This is a genomic window from Paracoccus actinidiae (genome assembly GCF_030863885.1).
Classification (GTDB): domain Bacteria; phylum Pseudomonadota; class Alphaproteobacteria; order Rhodobacterales; family Rhodobacteraceae; genus Paracoccus; species Paracoccus everestensis.
Map to the genome: position 1 here is coordinate 2713568 of NZ_CP132956.1, position 24108 is coordinate 2737675.

The 24108-nt window shown below is 58.3% G+C and carries 15 protein-coding genes, 1 tRNA gene and 5 pseudogenes; 13 read left to right on the forward strand and 8 right to left on the reverse strand.

Translation table 11 applies throughout. The annotated features are described in order from the left end of the window. Nucleotides 1–32: 32 nt before the first annotated feature. Both Q5701_RS13570 and Q5701_RS13575 read right to left on the reverse strand, forming a co-directional pair. Entirely contained in the window at nt 33–572 is a 540-nt protein-coding gene (locus Q5701_RS13570; RefSeq protein WP_306751510.1) for an RSP_2648 family PIN domain-containing protein, read from the reverse strand. Beyond that, complete coding sequence (locus Q5701_RS13575; protein ID WP_306751511.1) at nt 572–1765, reverse strand: RSP_2647 family RNA methyltransferase; 1194 nt, start codon at nt 1763–1765, stop codon at nt 572–574. Before Q5701_RS13575 ends, Q5701_RS13570 begins: the two co-directional genes overlap by 1 nt. A gap of 144 nt (nt 1766–1909) precedes the next feature. Here Q5701_RS13575 and edd point away from each other — a divergent pair, with 144 nt between their 5' ends. Together edd and Q5701_RS13585 are read left to right on the forward strand one after the other, a co-directional pair. Then, a complete protein-coding gene (edd, locus tag Q5701_RS13580) occupies nt 1910–3712 on the forward strand; it encodes a phosphogluconate dehydratase (RefSeq protein WP_306751512.1) in 1803 nt (600 codons plus the stop codon). Nucleotides 3713–3758: 46 nt separating this feature from the next. Beyond that, nucleotides 3759–3848: transfer RNA gene (locus Q5701_RS13585), tRNA-Ser, on the forward strand. 242 nt (nt 3849–4090) lie between these two features. Here Q5701_RS13585 and Q5701_RS13590 read toward each other — a convergent pair. After that, nucleotides 4091–4975, reverse strand: a complete 885-nt coding sequence (locus Q5701_RS13590) for a tyrosine-type recombinase/integrase (RefSeq protein ID WP_306751513.1) — start codon at nt 4973–4975, stop codon at nt 4091–4093. Between the two features lie 59 nt (nt 4976–5034). Continuing rightward, nucleotides 5035–5421: a hypothetical protein gene (locus Q5701_RS13595; protein WP_306751514.1), complete on the reverse strand. Its 387-nt coding sequence runs from the start codon at nt 5419–5421 to the stop codon at nt 5035–5037. A gap of 1481 nt (nt 5422–6902) precedes the next feature. Between Q5701_RS13595 and Q5701_RS13600 the strand changes: the two genes are divergently transcribed. The 4 genes and pseudogenes from Q5701_RS13600 to Q5701_RS13615 all read left to right on the forward strand — a co-directional run. Then, complete coding sequence (locus Q5701_RS13600) at nt 6903–7037, forward strand: hypothetical protein (RefSeq protein ID WP_306751516.1); 135 nt, start codon at nt 6903–6905, stop codon at nt 7035–7037. Between the two features lie 236 nt (nt 7038–7273). Beyond that, a complete protein-coding gene (locus Q5701_RS13605) occupies nt 7274–8809 on the forward strand; it encodes an ADP-ribosylglycohydrolase family protein (protein ID WP_306751517.1) in 1536 nt (511 codons plus the stop codon). A gap of 26 nt (nt 8810–8835) precedes the next feature. Further along, on the forward strand, nt 8836–9999 hold the full coding sequence (locus Q5701_RS13610; protein ID WP_306751518.1) for a metallophosphoesterase: 1164 nt from the start codon (nt 8836–8838) through the stop codon (nt 9997–9999). 390 nt (nt 10000–10389) lie between these two features. After that, nucleotides 10390–10533, forward strand: a pseudogene (locus Q5701_RS13615) (transposase); the annotation flags it as partial. Nucleotides 10534–10569: 36 nt separating this feature from the next. Here the strand turns inward: Q5701_RS13615 and Q5701_RS22865 are convergent. The 4 genes and pseudogenes from Q5701_RS22865 to Q5701_RS13630 form a co-directional block, all read right to left on the reverse strand. Further along, nucleotides 10570–10677: pseudogene (locus Q5701_RS22865) on the reverse strand (hypothetical protein); the annotation flags it as partial. Then, entirely contained in the window at nt 10646–11203 is a 558-nt protein-coding gene (locus Q5701_RS13620; RefSeq protein ID WP_306751519.1) for a J domain-containing protein, read from the reverse strand. The gene Q5701_RS13620 and the pseudogene Q5701_RS22865, both read right to left, overlap by 32 nt. A gap of 312 nt (nt 11204–11515) precedes the next feature. Next, nucleotides 11516–12364: a viperin family antiviral radical SAM protein gene (locus tag Q5701_RS13625; protein WP_306751521.1), complete on the reverse strand. Its 849-nt coding sequence runs from the start codon at nt 12362–12364 to the stop codon at nt 11516–11518. Between the two features lie 418 nt (nt 12365–12782). Then, nucleotides 12783–13409, reverse strand: coding sequence for a hypothetical protein (locus Q5701_RS13630; RefSeq protein ID WP_306751522.1), 627 nt, complete (start codon nt 13407–13409; stop codon nt 12783–12785). A 472-nt stretch (nt 13410–13881) separates the two neighbouring features. Here Q5701_RS13630 and Q5701_RS23095 point away from each other — a divergent pair. From Q5701_RS23095 to Q5701_RS13665, 7 genes and pseudogenes are all read left to right on the forward strand, one after another. Next, a pseudogene (locus tag Q5701_RS23095) lies at nt 13882–14070 on the forward strand (transposase); the annotation flags it as partial. A gap of 340 nt (nt 14071–14410) precedes the next feature. Further along, nucleotides 14411–15859 (forward strand): annotated as a pseudogene (locus Q5701_RS22875) (ISNCY family transposase); the annotation flags it as partial. Between the two features lie 153 nt (nt 15860–16012). Further along, nucleotides 16013–16465: pseudogene (locus Q5701_RS13645) on the forward strand (transposase); the annotation flags it as partial. A 345-nt stretch (nt 16466–16810) separates the two neighbouring features. Continuing rightward, nucleotides 16811–18304, forward strand: coding sequence for an ATP-binding protein (locus Q5701_RS13650; protein ID WP_306751525.1), 1494 nt, complete (start codon nt 16811–16813; stop codon nt 18302–18304). Beyond that, nucleotides 18301–21057: a Z1 domain-containing protein gene (locus Q5701_RS13655; RefSeq protein ID WP_306751527.1), complete on the forward strand. Its 2757-nt coding sequence runs from the start codon at nt 18301–18303 to the stop codon at nt 21055–21057. The genes Q5701_RS13650 and Q5701_RS13655 overlap by 4 nt, the downstream gene beginning before the upstream one ends. Beyond that, a complete protein-coding gene (locus tag Q5701_RS13660) occupies nt 21044–22012 on the forward strand; it encodes a PD-(D/E)XK motif protein (protein ID WP_306751529.1) in 969 nt (322 codons plus the stop codon). The genes Q5701_RS13655 and Q5701_RS13660 overlap by 14 nt, the downstream gene beginning before the upstream one ends. Further along, on the forward strand, nt 21999–24089 hold the full coding sequence (locus Q5701_RS13665; protein WP_306751531.1) for an AIPR family protein: 2091 nt from the start codon (nt 21999–22001) through the stop codon (nt 24087–24089). The genes Q5701_RS13660 and Q5701_RS13665 overlap by 14 nt, the downstream gene beginning before the upstream one ends. Nucleotides 24090–24108: the final 19 nt, after the last annotated feature.

Genomic DNA, 24108 nt, shown 5'->3' on the forward strand with positions numbered 1-24108 from the left:
ATATCTCTTGTTAGCGTTAACAGCAACTCGGTTCAACCTTTCACGGCTTTGGCCAAGCGGGGCAGGCGGCTGCGTTTCAGCATATCCCCTACCGTCATGTTGCCGCCCATGGCCGCAGCCTTGTCGCGCGCTGCTTGAACAGCCGCCGCGACTGCCGCAGGATCGGCGGCGAACAAATCCAGCACAAAGGCGTCGGGATGAATCGCACGCAGCCCCAGCCCTGTCATCAGGTGTTGAGGAAAATCGCGCAGGTTGGCCGTGACGATCAGCGACGCGTCCCCTGCCAGGGCGGTTTCCGCCACATGGCGGTCGGCCGGATCGGGGAAATCCCGGTCGATGGCCTGGCAACCGTCGTCCGGCAGTTCCGCCTGCGGGAACCTGATGCGCAGCAACGCAATCTCGGCCCCCGCGACGGCATCCTGATCGGCGCCCAGCCGGGACGCCGCATGACGCCATTCGGCCAGGATCCGGGCCGACCACAGGGGAACGTAAAGCCCCGCCCCCGCCAGATCGGTCAGGATTTCCCGCAGGATCGTCGGGAACAGGACATTGGCGTCAAGAACCGCGCGCATCAATCCAGCCGAAAGAACAGCGCCTTGAGATAGCCGGTTTCCGCAAGCTGAGGCAGCGTCGGATGATCGGGCCCCGCCTGGCCCGTATGGATCAGCACTCCACGCCGCCCGCCGCGCCCGATGCCCCGCGCGCTGACATTGCGGAACGCCGTCAGGTCGGCGGCGTGCGAGCAACTGCACAAAACCAGATAGCCCCCAGGCGCGACCAGGGGCGCGGCCAGCTTTGCCACCCGTTCATAGGCGCGCAGGCCTGCGTCCAATGCAGGCTTGGCAGGCGCAAAGGCAGGCGGGTCGCAGACCACCAGGTCGAACCGGCGGCCCTCCTCGGCCATCTTCTCCATGGCCTTGAAGGCATCGGACTGGAAGGTTTCCAGACGGTCCGCCGCGCCCATGCGTCCTGCCCCGCCTTTTGCCAGATCAAGGGCCGCGGCACTGCCATCGACGCAGGTCGCGTGGGCCGCGCCCGCCGCCAGGGCGGCAAGGCCGAAGCCGCCCACATGGCTGAACACGTCCAGCACCGCCGCATCCTTGGAAAGCCGCTGCGCAAAGGCCTGGTTCGGCCGCTGGTCGAAGAACAGCCCGGTCTTTTGCCCACCCATCAGATCGGCCAGATAGGTGGCACCGTTCATCGGAACGGCCACGGGTTCCGTGGGCGCCTGTCCGCGCAGAACCTCCATCCGTTCGTCCAAGCCTTCCAGCCCGCGCGCGCGGCCCTGCCCGTTCAGGATCACGGTGGACACGCCCGTCACCCGGATCAGCGCATCCGCCAGGTCATCCGCCATCCGGTCCGCCCAGGCAGCGTTCGGCTGGATCACCGCCGCATCGCCGAACCGGTCGATCACCAGGCCGGGCAGCCCGTCGGCCTCGGCATGGACGAGGCGATAGAAGGGTGCGTCATACAGCCGTTCCCGCAACTGCAAGGCGCGCGTCAATTTTGCGGCCAACCATTCGGCGTCGATCACGGCCTCGGGGTCGGGGTCCATCACCCGGCCCACGATCTTGCTGTTGGGGTTGACCGTCACCAGTCCCAAGGGCTTGCGCTCGGCATCCTCCAGCACCGCAAAACCGCCCGGCGGGATCGCGCGGCTGCGGCGGTCCAGCACGGATTCGTCGGCGAAGACCCAGGGAAATCCGTGGCGGATCGCCTGGGGCTTGGATTTCGGGCGCAGGCGCAGCACGGGCAGATCGGTCATCGGGTTCATCCTTTTCGTGCCCCGGATCTGGCATGGCGACCCGCCCGGCACAAGGCCGTCGCTGGGTCAATGCCATGCCTGCGACATGCCCCGTTGATCCGTTATCGCTAACAACGTATATTGCCGCGCAAGAAGGAGCCAGCCATGACCCTGCACGCCACAATCGACTGCGTCACCGACAGGATCCGCGCCCGGTCCCGCAACACGCGCGACGCATACCTGACAAAGATCGCCCGGGCCGCCGAGGAAGGCCCGCGCCGCGCCCATCTGTCCTGCGGCAACCAGGCCCACGCCTATGCCGCGATGCCCGACAAGGACGACCTGGCCCTGACGCGCAAGCCGAATATCGGCATTGTCACCGCCTATAACGATATGCTGTCGGCCCATCAGCCTTACGAGCGTTATCCGGACCTGATCCGCCGCGCGGGCAATGCGGCGGGCGCGACCGTGCAAGTCGCGGGCGGCGTGCCCGCCATGTGCGACGGCGTGACGCAAGGCCGTGCGGGAATGGAACTGTCGCTGTTCTCTCGCGACGTGATCGCCTTGTCGGCAGGCGTGGCGCTGTCGCACGATTGCTTTGACGCGGCACTATACCTGGGTGTTTGCGACAAGATCGTTCCAGGCCTGGTCATGGCCGCCGCTACCTTTGGGCACATCCCGGCGGTGTTCCTCCCCGCCGGCCCCATGCCCTCGGGCCTGCCCAACGACGAGAAATCCCGCGTCCGCCAGCAATTCGCGGCCGGCGAGGTCGGCCGTGACGCCCTGATGGCGGCGGAGATGGCGTCCTATCATTCCCCCGGCACCTGCACCTTTTACGGCACGGCGAACAGCAATCAGATGCTGATGGAATTCATGGGGCTGCACCTGCCCGGATCCAGCTTCGTGAATCCCAACACCCCCCTGCGCGACGCCCTGACCGTGGCGGGCGTTCAGCGTGCCGCCGCAATCACGCGGCTGGGCAACGACTTCCTTCCCGCGGGCGAGGTGCTGGACGAAAAGGCCTTCGTGAACGGCATCGTGGGCTTGATGGCGACGGGCGGATCGACCAACCTTGTCATGCACATACCCGCCATGGCCAAGGCCGCCGGCATCCTGATCGACATCGGGGATTTCCATGACATTTCCGAAACCGTGCCGCTGATGGCGCGCGTTTACCCCAACGGCCTGGCCGACGTGAACCATTTCCACGCGGCAGGGGGCATCGGCTACATGATCGCGCAGTTGCTGGACGCGGGTCTGCTGCACGAAGATGTCAAGACGATCCACGGCACCGGCCTGGACGGCTATACGACCGAACCCCGCCTGGACGGGGATGCAATCCGGTGGGAGGCAGGCGCGCGCGATACCCTGAACGACAAGATCCTGCGCCCTGTCCACGACCCGTTTGCCAAGACCGGCGGGTTGAAGCAGTTGGGGGGCAACCTGGGCCGGGGCGTCATCAAGATCAGTGCCGTGGCCCCCGAACGCCACGTCATCGAGGCCCGGGCCCGTGTCTTCAGCGACCAGGAACAGGTAAAGGCCGCCTTTAAGGCAGGCGAGTTCACGGAAGACACCGTGGTGGTCGTCCGCTTCCAGGGTCCGCGCGCCAACGGAATGCCCGAACTGCATTCGCTGACCCCAATCCTGGCCGTCCTTCAGGATCGCGGATTCAAGATCGCGCTGCTGACCGATGGCCGGATGTCGGGCGCCTCGGGCAAGGTGCCCGCCGCCATCCACATCTCTCCCGAGGCGTCGGTGGGCGGCCCTCTTGCGCGCGTGCAGGACGGAGACATGATCCGCCTTGATGCAGTCGGCGGCACGATCGACTGCCTGGCCCCGGATTTCGAATCCCGCCCTGCGGCCGTCCATGATCCCGTCCCCAGCAGTCAGGGCATGGGCCGGGAACTGTTCGCAGCCTTCCGCGCCGTCGCCGGTCCCGCCACCGAGGGCGCAGGCGTGGTGGTCTGACAGTTGGACCTTGGCAATCTCTTTGCCAAGGTTTACCGAAGCCCACGGAGCAGTGGCCGAGTGGTCTAAGGCAGCGGTCTTGAAAACCGCCGGGCCAGTGATGGTCCCGTGGGTTCGAATCCCACCTGCTCCGCCATTAAGGTTTTGAAAAAGCTCGGCAATCTCGGTTTGTGGGCGCACAACGTACAATGGAAGATCATACGCTCTGAGCCATAAAGTGTCATACTATGACCCCTTTCGAGCCTTCGAGGGGATGCCGGTTATGCTCTTTGAACGTCATCTATGCTTCGATTAACCGTTCCGGTCCTGATCAAGACATAGCAAAAAGGGGACCCAGCTGACGCAGGATCCCCTCGGCGATGTGGCTCGGTTCAAATCTTATCTGAAGCCGTTATCTCCATCAGAGCGCGCGCGCTCTTGTTGCTTTTGAGACAGGTATCGGAAGTAGTAACGTTCCGTAGTGAGGACCGACCCGTGCCCAATGTATTTCTGCACCTTGTAAACGGACCAACCGTCGCGCAGCCGTTCAACCGCAAACTTGTGACGCAGATCGTGCATGCGCGCGCCGAACCCGGTTTCCTGACCGTACTCCCAGAACAGGCTTGAGGGATCTTTGTAGTAGCCATGATCGCTCACGTTCCAGAAAACGTAGTCCGAGGCATTCGATAGTGGAATTTGCAACAGGATGTCGATCGCGTCTTGGGTGAGTTCGATTGTCCTAACCTTTCCACCCTTGGTGTTTCTTAGTGTGGCGAAGACATTACCCTGAATGGGATTCTCCATCCCGGAGATGTCCGTCCGTTTCAGACGAGCCATTTCCGTGACCCGTCCGCCCGTGGCATCGAGGAACGCAGGAAAATAGGTCAGCGTGCCGGGAGCTCTGGCTGACAGCCTGGCGATTGCAGACTCGGTCGGCATTACGATATCAGGTAGAACTTCCTTCATGCCCTGTTTTTCAAACTGCTTGACCGGATTTTCCTCAATCCAACCGTCGTTCCTCATCGCCGTCATCAGCTGGCCGAATGCCGTCAGGTCTCGGTTGATTGTGGAAATCGTCACGCCATCGGAGCGACGCCGGGACACAAATTCAGACACGGTCGCGACTTTAATTTCAGCTGCCATGACAGTCCTAACATCCTGGCCGAAATCTTCGCAGATTTCCTCAATCACCCGGAGGATTTGGCGGAGGCTGGTCCGATAGCGCTTCCGGGTTTGCGCGCCCCAGCCGGAATTTTCTTGGTCCAAGGCCTCGTAAAACTTCAACAGGCCGGTAGAGAAGGTCCAATCTAACTCCCCGGCCTCCGCGAGTCCCCTGAGCTCCGCTATGCGGCTTTTGGCCCTTTTCGCCGCGACGCTTTGAGAAGTTGTTCGAAGCGATTCTCTGTGTGGGACGCCGTTGATTTTGACACGGAGCCAGTAGAATTTGCTGTTGTTCGGCTTGAAGATATTCTTGAGGTTTGTTTTACTTCTTGACATTTGCTGCCTTCGTTTATCCAAAGAAGAGCCAAATCGTGATCAAATGTCCAAAGACCACCGTGTTTGGCGGCCCCTGGAATACAGTTATTCGTTGCATGCTGCGTGATTACCCGCTGTGATAGACCGCTCAGCTTTGCAATGATCGACGCCTTGAGCCTTGGTTTCATCGTTTCCAGAACATTGGCCATTTCTTCGGAAGCTGAAGTTTGGGTTTGACTGGCTTTGTGGGTCATCTGCATTTCTCCTACACTTACTGCTTGCGTGAGAAAAATGAGCTTGCTTCGATTGGGAAGAAATTGGTTTGAATCCCCAGTTCAATTCACCCAGTGAATGGCCAATAGTCGACCAATCTCCCTCGAGAGAATTGATCTTTTTTTCATTCAGAGAGATAAGCGGCAGTGGGCTATCGGGAGGTCGCGGAGTTCCACAGCGGCTGAACGAAGCCGCGCGAGGTTGGCGCCGGCGTCGCAGAGGCACTCGAACTTAATCCCGTTGAGCAGCCGCAGGGTTGGACCGAGCAACGTACGTCCGCTCAGCAGCACCGCAGCACGGTGAAGTAGGTCGCTACGTATGTCGATATAGGCGCGTAGTACCCTTGCAGCTATTGATCATTCTATTTGATATACCATAGTGCTGTTTCTTGTTCTAATCATATGCCCTACGCTGAATGCACAGGGTGACAAGCTGGGCGACCTTTTTCTGCCGATAGGACTGGTGGGTTATGGCTCTCGCGGCTCGGCATTTGCGTCACCATCAGCAAATAGGTGGCGCAAAAGCCGAGGCGGAATGCCATCCCTGCTCTTTGACGTCATTCGGGCTAAATTCCCAGAGAACGACATCTTTCTTGTTGCTGACTTACCTGAAAAAAGTGGGTGCAGAAAAACCCAGCATGCCAGATGACGAAAAAGTCGAAGTGGCGAACTCTGTTCAGGAGCGCAATTATGATGGCTTTCGGCCAATCGGGCTCCGGGGGTGAACGCTTTTTCGGGTTTTCAGACTTATAACCCACATGAGAAATAGGTCTTTTCGAAAAAAGCTTAAATGCGACAACCTGCTCCCTTCTTTCCCACAATTTTGGAGAGCTCTCACGCCGAAACTTTCAACTGTTCTGCAGTTTCAGAAGAGCGATCGTGTATATGTGGCTGTACCGCCAGACATCTCGGCACTCGCACGCGAAGCACGCCCCTCTAAAGTCTGGTCTGCGGAACTAATCGCCGTGAGAGGAACCAAGTGGGTGTCCCGCCGGTTGCCATAGCGGCGGGCTGACTGAGCTACCAATACTCCCGGAGCCATCGTCTGGAGCAGATCGGCCGCTTCTCGCCGCTTCGTCCGACGCGCCACGCTCCCACCATAGTGTCCAACATCTATAGCGGACACTATCTCCCGCGCTCACCACACGGCAGAGCAGTAACGCCGAACGGTTAGAGCTAAAGTGGCAGCCCGTAGGGGACTGTCAGAATCAAGATAAACCCGATGACTTCAATGACCAAGTGTCCCACGACAAGGACGAATAGGGGTCAGCAAGACCAATGGGTTAGCACTGCGGTGTCCCACAGGCTCTGAGCTTCATTCATGGCATCAGCCTGAGGGAGATCCCCGCTATGGGGAGGCCTGATCCCCTCCGATGACTGTGCTATCTGACCGAACCTGGGCTTTCTCCACAAATCATCTTTTGTGTGGGAAGCCGCCCATCTGACTGCCATTGAAAGGCCGCTTGACTAAGTTCAGCCTGTTTAAAGAAAGCGGGCAGCAGGAAGAAAATTGCGAAGATGCCCTCGCAGCCACCCGTATGGGTGATGAGCGCGCGCCTTTCAACATTGCTCAGGGACTGCAGAAAATACGTTGGTAGTGATGAGCGTCACCGGTGTGCTGATCCCTGCCCTCGGGAATCTTAAGTCTTAAGGAACGGCATGTTCGGGTAAGGCCCGCATGAGGCGCCAAGCTACGGTGTAGTTAAAGCCACACACTTTAACCAAGTCCCAAGTGGGCACATCCAGAGGTTGAACTTTCTGAATAGCCGAAGGACGATCCAGCAAGACAGTTTACACAAGAGCCACCATGCGAACCTCCCAAAGCCATCCCCTGATGATCGACAGCTTTGATGTCGCGGCCGGCAGGCTTGGCATGACACTTTGTCCGGGACGTCGAGGTGCGGCGGAGCTGGGGAGCGATTGGGCCCGCGACCTTGGCATGGATGTGCTGAGGTTGAAGTTGTGGCGGACCGACATTCTTGTTTCGCTCATCGAAGATGCCGAACTGCAGCGCCTGGTCGATCCCGAAAGCAACATGGATCAGCAGCTCCGAGAAGCCGGCATCCTGTGGCTCAGGTTACCCATCCCGAAAGGGCAAGCGCCCGATGCTGATTGGTATCAGGGATGGCGAGCCATCTCTCCCGTCCTGCACCAGCGGCTCGAGGCGGGAGGGCGCGTGGTTGTCCACGGCCTGTCCGGGCGGGAGCGGACCGGCCTTGTCGCGGCCCTGATCCAGTGCGAACGCGGGGAGCGCGTGGCCGAGGCGCTGGCTCATGTGGCTCGCACGCGCAAGGGCGCCGGGCCGTTACCGGTCCAGCGTCGGTGGCTGGAGGCGCTGATGGCCGAGGATGACCCGGTGCTCGGCCATATCCGGGCCAGTCTCTATGGAGGTGCCATCGGCGATGCCTTGGGTGCCGAGATCGAATTCTGGTCGCTCGACAAGATACGCACCCAATTCCCCGACGGGGTTGATCGGATCCTGCCTCATGATGGCGTGCAGGCAGCGATCACGGACGATACCCAGATGACGCTATTTACCGGCGAAGGGCTGGTCCGGGCCATGGTGCGCGCCGTGTCGAAAGGAATGTGTCATCCGCCGGGGGTCGTGCATCACGCCCTGCTGCGGTGGTACCTGACACAAGGTGGGCGCAGCCCGATCGACTGGATCGACAGCATCGGACTGATCCGCGACCCGCGTCTGCACCGCCGACGTGCACCGGGCACCACCTGCCTCTCGGCACTCTCTGCCAGCCGGGCATTCGGCGATCTGGCGCAGAACGACAGCAAAGGCTGCGGCACGATCATGCGGGTTGCCCCTGTCGGTCTGTTTCAACGCGACCACATCGACGCACTGGCTGACGAGACCTCGCATCTGACCCATGGGCACCGCACTGGAAGGGACGCAGCACGGGCATTTGCCTGGCTACTGTCGTTCCTGCTTGAAGGCGAGACATTGAGCCGTGCCCTCGACCGGCTGCAGGGCAAGAACTTGGATCTCCGGGTGATGACGGCCATTGATGCTGCACGCGCTGCCCGCCTCGATGGCCTCCCTGGGACCGTCGAGTCACTGGGCGGCGGTTGGGTGGCAGAGGAGGCCCTGTCGATCGCCATCTATGCGGCACTTGCAGCCCGCGATTTCGAGGAAGGTTTGCGCATCGCCGTGACCCATTCCGGTGACAGCGACAGCACCGGCGCAATTGCCGGCAACCTGCTGGGGCTGCTCTACTCCGAGCAGGTCATGGGGCATCCGTGGCGCCGGCAAATCGAGTGCCCTGACCTCATCGGCCGGATAGCCATGGACCTGCATCGTGCGCGGTGCCCGGACGCAGACTTCGCACGCGACCTGTGGCGCTTTTATCCGGGCGTCTGAGCCGACCTCTCATCGAAAGATTTCTTATGTTCACGATCATTCCCGACATCCATGCCGACTGGCGTCGTCTCGAAGCGAGCCTATCCATGGCCGCTGGCACAAAGCCGGCTTTCCTGGGCGACTTCATCGATGCCGGAAAGGGGGATATGGAGCAGGCCGATGACCGCCGGGTCCTGCAGCGCGTGCGAGGCCTCATCGATGGGGACCAAGCCATCGCGATCATGGGCAATCACGAGCTGAACGCCATCCTGTTTCACCGTCGCGGTGCCGATGGCCAGCCCTTGAGGGCGCAGACCAAGAAGAATGCGGGTCAGCACGCCAGCTTCATCGAAGCCATCGGCGTGGAAACACCTGAGGCCTTGGCATGGACAGACTGGTTCCTTGAGGCACTGCCGCTCTGGTATGACCGGCAAGGCTTGAAACTGGTCCACGCCTGCTGGTTCGAGCCGGAGATTGAACTGATCCGGGTTCGCCGCCCTGATGGTCGGCTGCGGCCGGAGGATTTGCCCGAGATTGCGCGTGAGGACACAGATTTCGGCCGTGCGGTCAAGTTGATTACTTCCGGGCGGGAGGTTGCCCTTCCCAGGGGCGTATCCTTCCTCGACAAGCGCGGTGACCGACGCCAGGATGTTCGCCTTGCCTGGTGGCGTCAGGACAAGACTTGGCGCGATGCGGCCCTTTCTGTTCCAGACCGCAGCAGTCTGCCCGACAGTCCGCTTCCCGGCGATATCGTCACCCCCGCTCATCCCGCGGGCGCGGCGCCCGTTTTTGTGGGCCACTACAAGATGGACGGCCAGCCGCGCGTCGAAAGCAAACACGTCCTGTGCCTGGACTACCCCGCTACTCCCTGTGTCTACCGCTGGAGCGGAGAGACCCAGATAGACCCTACGAGGCTCCAAGAAATTCCGGCACACAAGCTGGCGCTTGCAGGCAACAAATTGATTTCCACGGGCTGGGGCACGTTCGTCCTCGAGATCCGGTTGCGTACGCCGCGTGGCTTTGAAGATGACGTCCATGCCGCCCTTGGTCTCAAGCCATCCTATCGGGAAAGCGATCCGGATGGAGTCTATTACACTTGGTCCCCCACCCACGTGAAGCGGAGGGACGACGAGACCATTGTCTATACTCTTGCCAATTATCTACCCGCCCACATCCCACGGGCAATTGTTTGGGAAGAGTCGCGCTATTGAACGCTGCTCAGTCGGCCGAAAAAGATTTTTTTGCCAATTGCAGGCCTCTGAGCCGACATGCGAATTGCGATACAGTTGAGTCCAGTAGAAAACAACGAATCAGATAGAACAAACATTTCTAAACGGGACAGGCATCTAAGGAATTCCTAAATGAAGCCCTAAATCGCCGGGTGCACCCCATTGCTTAGAGCATTCTTCTTTCAGCTGCCTTACTTATCGTCGCAGTGCTGGGAATTGGGCTGTTCTCGATGGCGTCCGTGCAACTCATCGACTGGTTATCTCGGAACGGCCTGATGGTACAAAACGGAACGTCGGGCACTTCCTGGCAGTGACAGTGTCCAGTGCGTCCTCTGTCAGGCATGATAGCTGGCCAGCACTCATGGGAGAGCCGAGTGGCTGGTGCCGGAATTCTCTACGCTGAGCCGCAAACAGAAGACCTTTGCCGTTCAGATATCAAGCCGCCGCGCGCCGGGACTGCGGAACTTGCTGGTCCACAGCACCAAGATCAAGTTTCAGAGCGACGGAGAATGGCTCCCAGCACAAATGCAATGTACTGGGGTGTCCAAGACGGATCGATTTCTCCCGAGCATACGCCGCATTGATCGCCTTGAGCGGATGGCGACTTCGATCAACTTCTTCTTGTAGATCATCGGAACTTTCTGCTCGACTCGATTTCATCAAAAGCGGTCTCGAACGCGACAAATCTTGCGTTCGCCTCGCCAGGGTCCATATCGCGACACTGGTCGGGGTGATAGGCCTTCTGATACACACGCCGCAACGCCTTCAGCGCGAAATCTGGAAGGTCTGGCTGAACCTGAAGCAGGTCATAGGCCTTCAAGCTGCCGCTGCCTGCAGCTTTTTTCCGCTCAGCGGCCAAGCTACGGGCCAAAGATGCGTTTTGGTCCTGCAGCGTAGAAACTTCCCGCCTGCGAAGCATCAGTTCGGCACGCAGGCGCTTGACCTCCTCAGACAGGTCGTGGCCGTCCTGTGGGTTGCGGCGGGAGTCACCAGAACCGCTCCCGGTGTTTTGGCTTCGGCTCCCCTCCGCTATAAGCTGCTGGACACGCAACCGCAGAGACTGCGCGCGGGAGGTAGTCCGGTGCCCCAGTTCGCTGAGGAGTTCTCTGAGCTTGGTTGGATCATTCGTCCAATGCGCTACAAGGCTTTCAATTTCATCAATGCGTTTTTTTGAATGCGGTCTCACGACATAAATGCTCTGAGGAAAGTAACTATCTGACGCAAGATATCATTGTGGGATGACAGAACGCACAAGCAAATGCTTCAAATTGACCTGGATGGCAGTGTGGCTCAACATTGAAAGTTTCCGGCAGGCGCCTCGCCTTGACCTCCGAGACATGGAATTGTGCCATTCGACATTAGTATGTCGAATGGCGGCCTTCTCCAGATCATTCCGCAGCCATTCTTCGTGGGGTGTGCAGTTCGCCAGCTGGGCGAGGCGTGACGACCGGTGAACCAGATTAATCGTCCCCTGCACCATTTGCCTGCCGAGATGTGGTCAATATCTCTTAGCGTAGACGCCCACACTGAACTCAACACCGCGCAGTGCTTCCATGGCGCCGACCTCCGTAATTGGAGGGGAACGCAGATAACCAGATCCCTCACGCTGGTAAAAGCGCGCTTGGGGGTCGATCATTATGTAGGATCTGTGCATATCATCATTATCCTCCACTACCGCGCCAGGCACATCCCGATGGCGCGCCACGAATGCCTTAAATTCCTCGTCTGACACAGCGCGTCCACCGTGGATTGGAATGACCCGCAGCATCTTCCATCTCTTCGGCCTAAGCTCTGAAAGGCCCATGCGCATGTCTTCGTTTACATTCTCGGGGCAAACGACAGTGTTGATCTTGAGGAGAGTTTTTGGTGACTTGACTCGGAAGATCTCGAACACTCTCTTGAGATCAGCCGCCTTGACCTCTTGCCCTTGGCGCGAGACACGGCCGATGGCCCTGTTGGCATCGCTCGAGAAGCTATCGAGGCTAAAGCCCGCTACTGCGATCATTGGGCCGTAGCGATGCACGAAAGCTTCAGTGATCATGCTGCCATTGGTGATGAATGATGGCGCAAGGCCGAGCTCGAATGCCAACTCAATGGCTGGCTCCAACTGCTTGTCAAGGAATGGCTCTCCTCCGGCAAAATTTATCCTGATGCGCTCCGCACGGATTGGGACAGGATGCAGATCGATCCGCTTTCCGGCAAGGCGCGCGAGATCGCGGAGGACAAGATCATAGGACCGGCGAAACGAAGAGTTCTGATCATACTTTGCATAGCAAAAGTAGCAGTCAAAATTGCATTCTTCTCGGATGTGCCAGTTAATAACGAGCTCGTGAACCTCAACTACCATTTAGTCGTCTCCATGGCGTTTCTTCTTAGCGACAGCCATTGTCGAGTCTTGGATTGCTCAATGCGCTTTGCAGTTGGCCGCGCGGCTGCTCATTCTTAGTACGATATCTCCACTGCTTTTCCGGAGAGTTTCCGGTCGCAAAGTCCAGAAAATCGTCCCGGCCTACGCGATCGATCACTTGTATGGCCAAGAACCCTCAGAAGGTACATGACGTCTGCTTTTCCAGTGAAGATCCAAATGTTTTTGGGAGAACAGTTTTTGCTGGGCAGAGCAGTAGCTCAATCCATAAGCGCCTTAACGTGGCCGCCCGATGGATGTAGCCTACGTCGTATTATCGTAGCCTTGCGTCTAACGGTAAAGAAGCTGGTTCGATCAGCTCCTAAGGGCACCTTTCAGCACATTTGATGTTGATAATTGACTATTCATTCCCCACCGAGCCCACCTCGTTGTCTGAGGAGCTCAGTGGCACGATCCCGTAAAGGACATCTTTATTGGCATGAGCAATGTCGAACACGAAATCTGCGAAGACTTGCTCACTGCCTACCTCGTCAGGCCCGCTCACCCTCAGCTTTAGAAACCGGCCATTGATCCCCGTGCTACATAGAAAAGACCTTCTGCTGTCAAAATTTTGAAATAGTCGCATGTGAACGCAATCAAAGAGCCCGCCTGTCTCCGGAGTTCCGAGTACACCCTGGTTCAATACCGTTACCTCCCGGCCTGCGACTGCATGGACGTCACGAAATGCCTGCGCCATGTTTCTTTTGTTAAGGTCCGATAATGGACCCTCCGGAATACTTGGCAAACTGAGGTCATAGACGTAAGCTGTAGCGCTGAAATCCAAGTCCGAGCTGTAGGATATCGTTTGGCCGAGACCAGGATATGCGGATTCATCATCGGTAACCTTGGTGCGAACGAAAGTGCCAGCGGTGTGTGGCAGGACAACACCTTCGATGATCAAGTTCTTGGCCTCACTTAGCGAACCGCTGAACGCGGTGCCTAATAGTGCAAGCACGAAAATGGATTGAAGGCTTCCGGATAAAAGCATCAAACTTTCTCCACAAGCTGCCGCGGCGCTGTACTTCTAAGAGAATGCCACCGAGTTTTTACAAGGAAATAGCAGGCGCAAATCGAAGAAGGATCTCTATAAGAGCCACTTCGGCCCTGCAACCCGCCTACTCTCGGAAGCAACATATTCTTAAAGATCATCTGTGTTCCTTCTCCAAAGCAGCCGGCTTTAGCCCGGCAGTATCTGACGGAGTATCAGAGAAAACGTTTCTGTGAAGTTAACATCGCCTCCGGTGCTTGTGGCATCTCCCACTCGTGCGATGACTTGGTCTTAGAATCTACAGTGGCAAATCTCTGTTTCTGGGCGGCTGTCATACGTGACGGCCCACTTTTCCGCTGCCTTCCTGAGCATGAGCTTAAGCGTATTCTGCTCCCCACCTTCCGACTTGCATCCTAATCGGTTCGTTGGACCGGGATGATTGTTCGAATGGAGTTTCTCCGAGGAGCCTGCATTGGAGTTTCTCCCGGCTGACGGACGCAGCCGCCGGAGCCAGAAGTGGCCGGATGAGGTGAAGGCGCGGGTTGCGGCGGAGACGCTGATGCCGGGGGTCACCGTGAATGAAGTGGGGCGACAGCGCGGCATTCCTGCCAACCATGTTTCTTCTTGGTGGACGCTGGCGCGAACAAGGCGGCTGGAGCTGCCCGCTCGAGAAGGCCCGGTAGAGTTCGCCGGCTTGATGGTGGTCTGCCGAGCCTGCGTCGCATGCAGATGGTGGTGCCGTGGTCCGGCCGGAGATTCTCATCGGCGGAGGGGTGATCCGTCTGGAAGCCGCGGCGACGGCCGAACGGATTGCGTCGATCGTGCGCGCCTTGGTGGCCAGCCTATAATCTTCCCATCCAATCGGTTGCGGTTCCTGGTGGCGGCAAAATGCTGCACGACAAACAGGATGAGATTTGCAATGTCTCGCCAGAATTGTTCCCCACGGATGACTTGTTGCGTCACTAAAAATGTTCCCGAAGCAATTTCGTTCGGGGGCGAGCATGAGGCGGGTCAGCATGGGAACGAGAGACGAACTCTTGGTAGCGGTTGCGGCGCGGTACCGCGGCGCCACGCGTGGCGAGAAAAGGCCGCATCTTGTCCGAATTCGCCGAAATCACCGAGTATCATCGCAAGCACGCGGAACGGCTACTCCGGAAAGAGCCCGTTGTGGAGAGATCTCGGCTCCGACCGGAACGGCGGGTCTATGACCAAGCGGTCAGGGAGGCTCTGGTGGTCCTGTGGGAAGCGTCCGACCGGATCTGCGGCAACCGGTTGAAGCCGCTCATTCCAATATTGATCCCTGCCATGGAACGGCATGACCATCTGAAACTGGACGAGGCGGTGTGCGCGGCTCCTGCAGATCAGCGCCGCCACGATCGACCGCGCTTTGGCTGCCGTCCGCTCGACCGCCTCTGGTGGCCGGCACCGTCGGAATGCGCACGCCTCGGGCGTGCGCCAGAGTGTGCCGGTCCGCACCCACGCCGATTGGGATGATCCGGCACCGGAGTATATGGAGGCTGACCTTGTGGCGCCCAGCGGCCCGTCCGCGAGCGGCAGCTTCGTGCAGAGACTGACCCTCACTGACGTGGCGACAGGCTGGACGAAATGTGCGCCGTTGCTGTTTCGTAAACAAAGTCTGCTCGGCGAGGTGCTGACCGCTCTGCGCCCGATCCTGCCGTTTCCTTTGCGCGGCTTCGATACGGACAATGACAGCGTCTTCATGAACGAAACGATCAGGGACTGGTGCGAGGCCGCGGGCGCCGAGTTCACCCGATCACGGGCCGTATCGAAAGACTGATCAGGCCCATGTTGAACAAAAGAACGGGGCCGTAGTCCGTCGAATGGTCGGCTACCGTCGGTATACCGGGTTTGCCGCCGCCCGCGAACTGGCGTGCCTGTATCGCAGCATGAGGCTCTTCGTGAACTTCTTCCAACCGTCGTTCAAGCTGGTGGAGAAGACCCGCGACGGCGCGCGTGTGACGAAGCGTTACCACGCTCCCCTGACACCTTTCCAGCGCGTGCTGGCACATCCAGCAGTCTCGGCAGCTGCCAAGGCTGAACTCTCAGAGCAGTTTGCACGCCTTGATCCGGTCGTGCTGCTGCACGACATCCGGCAATCTCAAGCCCGGCTGACGGCGCTGACCGACACGGAGTCTTTCGCTAATGATAGGGCCCCCAAGCAAGCAGATGTCGAAGACTTCCTCAGCGGTCTCCGGCATGCCTGGAAGGAGGGAGAGGTCCGACCCACGAGGGCGGCGGCGTCCGGATCCTCTCGCGAGAGTGACCGATGAGCTGAAAGCATGGTTCCTGGAAGACCAGTCACAGACGGGGCATGATCTTCTCAGGAAATTGCAGGCTGCTTATCCAAACATCTATTCCAGCGCGGATTGCTCCGAACCGTTCAACGTCGTCTGAAGGTATTGAGAGGCGAGCTGGCACGGGAACTGGTGCTTGGGGTCGGTCCCTGCGCGACACCGCTGATGGGCTGTGACGCGCTGCGCAATGTGGAAGCTTCGCGCGACAGAGGCCATCCGCTCTCGTCTCTCAGGAAGGAAGCAGGAACCGCTCGGGAACATTCAGTTGACGCAACGGCCTGGGCGATCAGGAACATTACCACAGGCCCGAATCCGACGGATCATGAGCCAACCGGGCACGAAGCACGAAGCGCCTGTCTGAGGTCGACCGTCGGGGCACACTGCTCAGGGTGCAGCTGAGCCCGGCCAACCGGCACGACAGCCTGATGCTGTCCCCCGCGCGACGGTGGTGGTCGTGTGCGCAAGCGGCCTGACAAGCTTCACGCCGACAAGGCCTATGACCATCATCGCTGGCGCGTCGAATGCCGGAAACGCGCCATCAGGCGTCGCATCGCCAGACGCCGCGCCGACAGCAGCGAAACGCTGGGCGGGCATCGCTGGGTTGTCGAACGAACGTTGGCTTGGCTCAACCGCTTTTGCCGCCTCGCCATCCGCTACGAGCGGCGCGTCAACATCCACAAGGCTTTATTGATCCTCGGCTGCGCCCTCATCTGCCTCCGCCAGATCAGAGGGTTCTGTTAGGTGTTCTTACAGATCAACTGACGTAAGGTCGTAGCTTCCGTCAGTGTTCGACTATCGGGGAGGTGCTCATTGGGTTACTCGTCTGCTGCACCTTCTCAAATGCATTTGATGATGTAGAGGTCCAGCCCCTTGTGCCGGACCACTTGCTGGTGCGACCTGGAGCAATGGGCAGGTTCTGCCTTCAGGATTCTTACGGAATACAATTCGGCTTAACGCTGAAAAAGGTACATATTTTAATTGACCCCCTTCATCTTATCGCAATTGTGTGAATGTACAGACTTGTGCAATGCCCAGTTCCTGTCCGAGATGGGCGACTGAACGTATTGACTTTTTGGCATAAGAATCATGGTTGGCAAGGCAAAGAAACGTCAGGCTGACGCGACCCCGCACGCGGCCTCGCTGATCGAGGGAATGAGGGATTTTGGCTATACCTTAGAGACAGCAATGGCGGACGTCATCGACAATTCGGTGACGGCAAAGGCCTCCAAAGTGGAGATACTCGCAGAGACAGCGACCGACGAACCTTGGATCGCGATCGTTGACAACGGGATTGGCATGACCGAACCCGAATTGATTGAAGCGATGCGGCCAGGCACCAGGAACCCGCTTCAGGAGCGTGAAGGGCATGATCTCGGGCGGTTCGGGCTGGGTCTGAAAAGTGCAAGTTTCTCGCAGTGTCGGCAGTTGACGGTCATTACCCGAAAAGATGGCATGATCTCCGCCGCTACTTGGGACCTCGACAAGGTGGCGAAGACAAACGACTGGCGCGTAGACCTCGAGGACGACCTGACCGACATTCCCACGGCATTGCGATTGCCGGAACACGGGACAATAGTCCTCTGGCGCAAGTTGGACCGCCTTTCGACCAATTTCCGACATGACACCACAAAGCGCTCTGCCGAGATCAACAAGGCCATCGCCGGGGCGGAGCGGCACCTGCGGCTCTGCTTTCACCGCTACATGGAAGGCAGCAAGCCTGCTCTGCTCATCTTGCTGAACGAACGAAAGCTTTCTCCGATCAACCCCTTTGCGACGGATCATCCCGCTACACAGCGGGGGCCGGTAGAACCATTGCCACTGCTCAATGGCGAGGTTGTCACCCAATGCTTCACGCTTCCTCATCACAAAAAGATGTCGAAGGCGGCGTGGGAAGAACTGGGCGGTCTTGAAGGACACTTGCGGTCCCAAGGCTTTTACATCTACCGCGAGCGACGGCTGATCATCGCCGGCAGTTGGCTGGGACTTGCCCGACAAACGGAACTGACAAAGCTGGCACGGGTTCGTGTCGACATCCCGAACACCATGGATTCTGACTGGAAGATTGATGTTCGGAAAGCTTCGGCGCAGATGCCGCCGGTGGTTCGGGAACGGCTACGCAAGATCGTGGAGCGTCTTCAGGGTACCTCGAAACGCACATATCAACGTAGAGGCCGCAAGTTGGTGTCAGCGGAATACCTCCCGCTTTGGCACCGTATCCAAAAAGACGGCGGCATTGTCTACCGTCCGAATGCCGAACACCCCTCGATCACTGGATTTGCCGCAACTTTGCCAGAAGAGTTCCGACATGGTTTCCGGAACTGCATCAACCTGCTCGGCAGCGGTCTACCCATTGCAGCGTTGCACGCGGACATGCTTGGCGGGGCCGAGGACGTGACATCGGACGAGAGCGATTTCGTGGACTTGGCCGGCTCAGCGGAGCTGGCCATCCGGGCACTTCTGGCCTCGAGCATTGCAGGCGGTGATGTGGTGCGAGTGCTATGCTCCACGGAGCCGTTCATCCACCACAAAGATGCGATCCGGCAGCTTGTCGAAGACATAAAACAGGGAGAATCCTCGTGACCGCACAACTCAGGCATCTTGATGATGTCGTTTCGCAATCACTGGCTCATCACCGGAAGAGCGGGGTAGAGCTGCGGTCATTCATCACCACGATGAACGCAGCGCTAAACGTGAATGCCCCGCCAGATGCGCTGGAACAACTCGCGCGCGATATCGAAGAACGGTTCGGTATCACCATGGGGCTCGGAGCCGTGGTCGACGACGACAGTTTCAGCCCTTGGCTGGACGAGGCGAAGGCAACCATCAACCCATTCTATTGGAGCCGATACAAAAAGCTTCTGCACAAGAACGGCCTTCCGCAGGACGTCATCACGACTACGGACGAATTGACGGACCGCATCCTTGGCCGCCTTGGAAATCCAGGTCTTGCCGAAAAATGGGATCGTCGCGGAATGGTGGTCGGCCATGTGCAGAGTGGGAAAACGGCGAACTACACGGGTCTGATCTGCAAGGCAGCAGACGCGGGCTATCGACTAATCGTGGTAATTGCCGGCATCCACAACAACCTGCGGAATCAAACCCAAGAGCGGATCGATGAAGGCTTTATTGGTCGCGATACGGGGCGGCTGGCAACACAGGGAAAGAAAGGCAATCGTGCGATTGGTGTGGGGCTATTCGATGACCGCCATGTGCCGGTCAGCCTGACCAACACGCTTGCGGATTTTCGAAAGGACACTGCATCGACCAATACGAGTCAGATCGACTCCTACAAGGTGCCTGTTGTCCTTGTTATCAAGAAGAACCACAACACGCTACGAAATCTCCTGGACTGGCTTCGCGAGAACAGCGCCCGAGGCGATGACCAGATGATCGATCAGCCGATGCTTCTGATCGACGACGAAGCCGATAACGCTTCGATCAACACGAAGTACTCGAAGGACGAGATCACCAAGATCAACGGCCAGATCCGGGATCTTCTGAACATGTTCCATCGAAGCTGTTATGTCGGCTACACGGCAACACCTTTCGCAAACATCTTCGTCGATCCTGACCAGTACGATGATGCGTTGAAGGAGGACCTGTTCCCGAAGCACTTCATCGTGGGTCTGGATGCGCCGTCGAATTACTTCGGGGCCAAGAAGATCTTCATCGACGGCATCCCGGATGACGGCGATCCGATCTGGCTGCGCTACATTACGGACAACGAAGACGTTCTTCCGATGAAGCACCGCATCGATCAGACAGTCGAGGAGCTGCCCGAAAGCCTTAAGGAGGCGGTGCGCGCCTTTCTGATCGCCCGAACGATCCGGAACCTGCGCGGCCAAGCGACAAAGCATTGCTCGATGCTGGTGAACGCCAGCCGTTTTACCGCGGTGCAGGGGCTGTTGCGCAACCGACTGCATCAATACGTTGCGGCAATCCAAGATTCCCTGCGTGTCAACGGTGCTCGTGGCGCGGCGGCATTGAGGGACCCCCAGATTGCCGCTCTGCATGAGACTTGGGAACTGGAATATTCGGGCGCCGAACCGGATTGGTCGAAGGTCCTCGCGGCCATGCTCGAAGCGGTCGCGGCCGCCAAGGTTGTCGAAGTGAACAGCCGCGCCAACGGACTCGATTATTCTGGTGACTCGAGCGTCGGCCAGACGGTCATTGCGGTGGGCGGCTTTTCGTTGTCGCGAGGGCTAACCCTCGAGGGCCTGACCGTCACTTGGTTCCTGCGCAACACCATGATGTACGATACGCTCATGCAGATGGGGCGCTGGTTCGGCTACCGTGGCGGCTACGAGGACCTGTGCCGTATCTGGATGCCCGCCGAGGCCGTCGACTGGTATGCTCATATTGCCGAGGCCAGCGAGGAACTGCATCTCGAGCTCAAGAAGATGGAGAAAGCCAAGGCAACGCCTTCGGATTTCGGTCTGGCTGTGCGCAGCCATCCGGCGTCGCTTCTTGTGACAGCGCGCAACAAGATGGGCTCTGGCCAGAAGCACATACTGATCGGTCTGTCGAACGCTTGGGTGGAGACCGCCAAAATCACCGCCAGACCAAAGGAACTTCAGGCCAACGAGACTGCCGCGGAGCAACTGCTTCAGGAGATGGCGGCGCAAGGCTTTGCTCCTGATAGGGCTGTCCCGGTCAACGGTGGTCATCTGCTGCGAGAAGTTCCCGTCAATCTGATCGACCAGTTTCTTCTTGGATGGCGCAACCACGACCAGGCTTTCCTCACCCAGCCCGGACCAATCCGCACCTACATCCATGATCGTCAGATGGATGAGTTAAAGTTCTGGGATGTCCTTATCACCAGCGTGAAAAGCGAGGCGGCACCGTTCACCATCGCCGATTGGACCCTCGGGCCCCAAATGCGACAGATCGGTTACGCCGATCTATCAGACCATTTGTTGTCGATGAGCGGCAAGCGGGCACGTATCGCATCTCGTGGCGTGGAACGCATTGGTGTTGCCGAAGAAATGGCCAAGCAGGCCGAGGCTGACTATCTGGCGCAAGAGAAACTCGACGACAGCGACCCAGATAAAAGGCCGTCTTTTCCGGACCGCATCTATCGCCAAGTCCGGGACAAGCCTCTTTTCGTCCTACACGTAGTGCAGGTGCGCCAGCCGAAAGATGAAGATATTGATCGGCTTCCTGACAAGAGCGTGCTTGAACGTCTGCCCGAACGTCCGGTGATCGGCTGGAGCATCAGCCTGCCGCCATCAGGCAAGCCGAACGACCGAGTGGAATACATTATCAACATGGTCAAGTTCCGCGAGATTTACGGGACCGAAGAAGACGACGAGGGCGCTTATGAAGACGACTGACGGACCGTGGGGCAGTCTCGGCGAGAAGGAGGCACGACGCGTTGACAGCAAGGGGCGTTTCGATTTCTTCTGGGTTAGGATGTACGACAGCTCTCCCGGTCTCGTCTTGGGCCTGTCGACTGAAACGGAAGAAGTCCGTCCTCTTCCCAAGCTCAAGCATGTCGGCGTCTTCTATCGGATGGTTGATGGCCGATACCACTTCTGCCTCACGCTTTCCGAACTGTCACATCTCGATCTATTCGAGACGCTCTGCAGGGACGTAATCTCTGCGGCGGAACAGGCGGAAGATGTTCAAGGGGCACTCGCCCGTGCTGTCCGGCGGGCCACGCGTTGGCATCACCTGTTGCGTGGAGGAAAACCGGAAATGCCACTGGAGATCCAGCGCGGCCTTGTCGGCGAGTTGGCATTCCTGCGCGAACTCGTGAATGTCGTCGGACCGACCAAGGCCGTTGAGGCGTGGAAGGGCCCGGACGATAGCGCGAAGGATTTCGAGTTGCCTGGCAGGTTTTTCGAGGTGAAAGCGCGCAGAAGCGCCGCCCATCCAAAGATCCGGATCTCGTCCGAGGCGCAGCTGATGGACATTGCTGGGGCACGGCTGTTCTTGCGCGTCCAAGATGTCGATACCTCGCTTGAGGCCGAAGGAGACAACTTGAAGGATCATGTGGACAGAACTGCGGCGCTGTTCGAAGATAATGTTGCGGCTCTGGATATCTGGGAACAGCGCCTCGCGGAAAGTCCCTATGCCGAGGATGCCGTCGAGCAGGAGCGGCGGTGGCACTTGGGTGCTGCGCGGCTCTTCGAAGTCTCGGACGCCTTTCCGCGGATTGTTCCTCCCCTTCCTACCGGGACCGAAGACCTTTCCTATTCGATACAACTTGATGCCTGCACCGATTTCGAGAGGACAACTGACTTGAAAACATTGCTCTTGGAAGAGGGCGGGCATGTCCGAACTTGAAGAGTTTCACCAAAACCTCATTGCGGATGTTCAAGGCGACGCCGATGCAACGGGATCTTATATTCAGGAAGCTTTCTTTGAGAAAGTTGGGGAAATCCTGAACGAAGCCGGCGAGATCGAGGAGTGCGACTACTGCCATTTCGAAGGTAAACGCGGCAAGGTAACATTGCAGATTACCGGATACAGTGGCGACCCGCGCGACACCGGAGGTGAACTGGGACTCATCCTCACCGATTTCCAGATCACGAGTGATGTCAGGCGCACGGACGGCAAACACCTAAAAGGACAATTTGCGAAGCTTGTAGAATTCTTAAGACATGCCCGTAGGGAAGATTTCCTCGACGAACTCGAAGAAACCAGCAATGCGGCGCAGTTGGCTGAACTCATCCAAGTCCGTTGGTCAGTGATCGAGAAGATCAAGCTGATCTATGTCACTAATTCCGATAGTCGCGCGAAGGTCGATGCGAAGCCTGCCGGCACCATTGATGGCAAGACGGTCACCTACAGTTCTTGGGATTTGAAACGCCTTCAAGCCTATATCGAGCAGGGTCGGGCGCGTGAGGATCTCACAATCGATTTTGCTGAGGATTTCGGTGGCGGCATCCCGGTTTTGAAGGCTTCCGGCGCTGACACGGCACTCGAGAGCTACATTGCCGTCATTCCCGGTGCGCAGCTCGCGCAGCTCTATGATCGCTGGGGCGCCCGCCTTCTGGAAGCCAACGTTCGCAGCTTCCTGCAAGCGAGAGGAAAGGTGAACAAGGGGATCAGGGAGACCATCATCAAGGAACCGCACATGTTCCTGGCATATAACAATGGCCTCTCGGCGACTGCCGAGAAGGTTGTTCTGAAGCGCACTGATGATGGGCTTGTCATTACCAGTGCCGACAACCTGCAGATCGTCAATGGCGGGCAAACAACCGCCTCGATCCACGCAGCCCGCAAGCTGGCCGGAGAAGGTCTGAAGGACATCTTTGTCCAGATGAAACTGAACGTCGTCCCCCAAGTGCTGGCGGCAACCGTGGTGCCGCTGATTTCGGAGTTCGCCAACAGTCAGAACAAGGTTAATGCGGCAGACTTCTTTGCCAACCATCCCTTCCATATTCGAATCGAGGAACTGTCGCGGAAATTGCTCGCGCCGGCTGGATCCGAAGGCTATCGTGAAACTAAATGGTTTTACGAACGTGCTCGTGGGCAGTTCGCCGACGAACGCAGCAAGAAGACCCCGGCGCAACGGAGCAAATGGGACGCGGAATTTCCTAAGTCACAGTTCTTCACCAAGACCGATCTGGCCAAGTTCGAAAACTCTTGGAACGGCCGACCACATGACGTTTCGAAGGGAGCCCAGAAGAACTTCGCCGAATTCGCCAAGGTGATTGAGAAGGTCTGGGTTCGGAGCGGCGCTCGCGTCGACGAAGTTTGGTTTCGTCATTTAATCGCCAAAGCCATTATCTTTCGCAGGTTGGAAAAACTGGTTTCCGCCCAAGAATGGTACGAAGGCGGCTACCGCGCCAACATCGTCACCTACGCAATTGCCAAGGTTGCAAATGATGCAGAGGCTGCAGATAAGGCTGTCGACCTTGGACGGGTCTGGCGCATGCAGACGGTTCCTACTGCCCTTGAAGAGGCCCTGCTGGTCGCCGCTGCCGAAGCTCAGGCCATAATCACGGCTCCGCCCGACGGCATCAGGAACATGAGCGAATGGGCCAAGAAGCAGGCCTGCTGGGAGCGGTTCCGTAAGACCAAGTTGAACTACTCCGAGGATTTCGAGGGCATGCTGATTGCCGCGGAAGAAGCTCGGAGTGAGGATGACGCGATCAAGGATGACGCGGAACTGACGAAAAGCGTTGAGAACCAAGCAAGAGTATTCGAACTTGGAGCCAAGTTTTGGCAACAGGCCCGCGATTGGGGGCGCCTGCATAAGCTGCTTTCGCCGATGGAGTATCAGGTGCTTGATACTTGCGCTAAAATACCAACCCGCATTCCCACCGAAAACCAGACCGCATTTGCCATCAAGATCCTCGCCAAATTGGAAGGCAGTGGCTTCGGAGTGAACCAAGAGAAGACAGCAGCCGAGTGATGAGCTATGATGGCAAGTC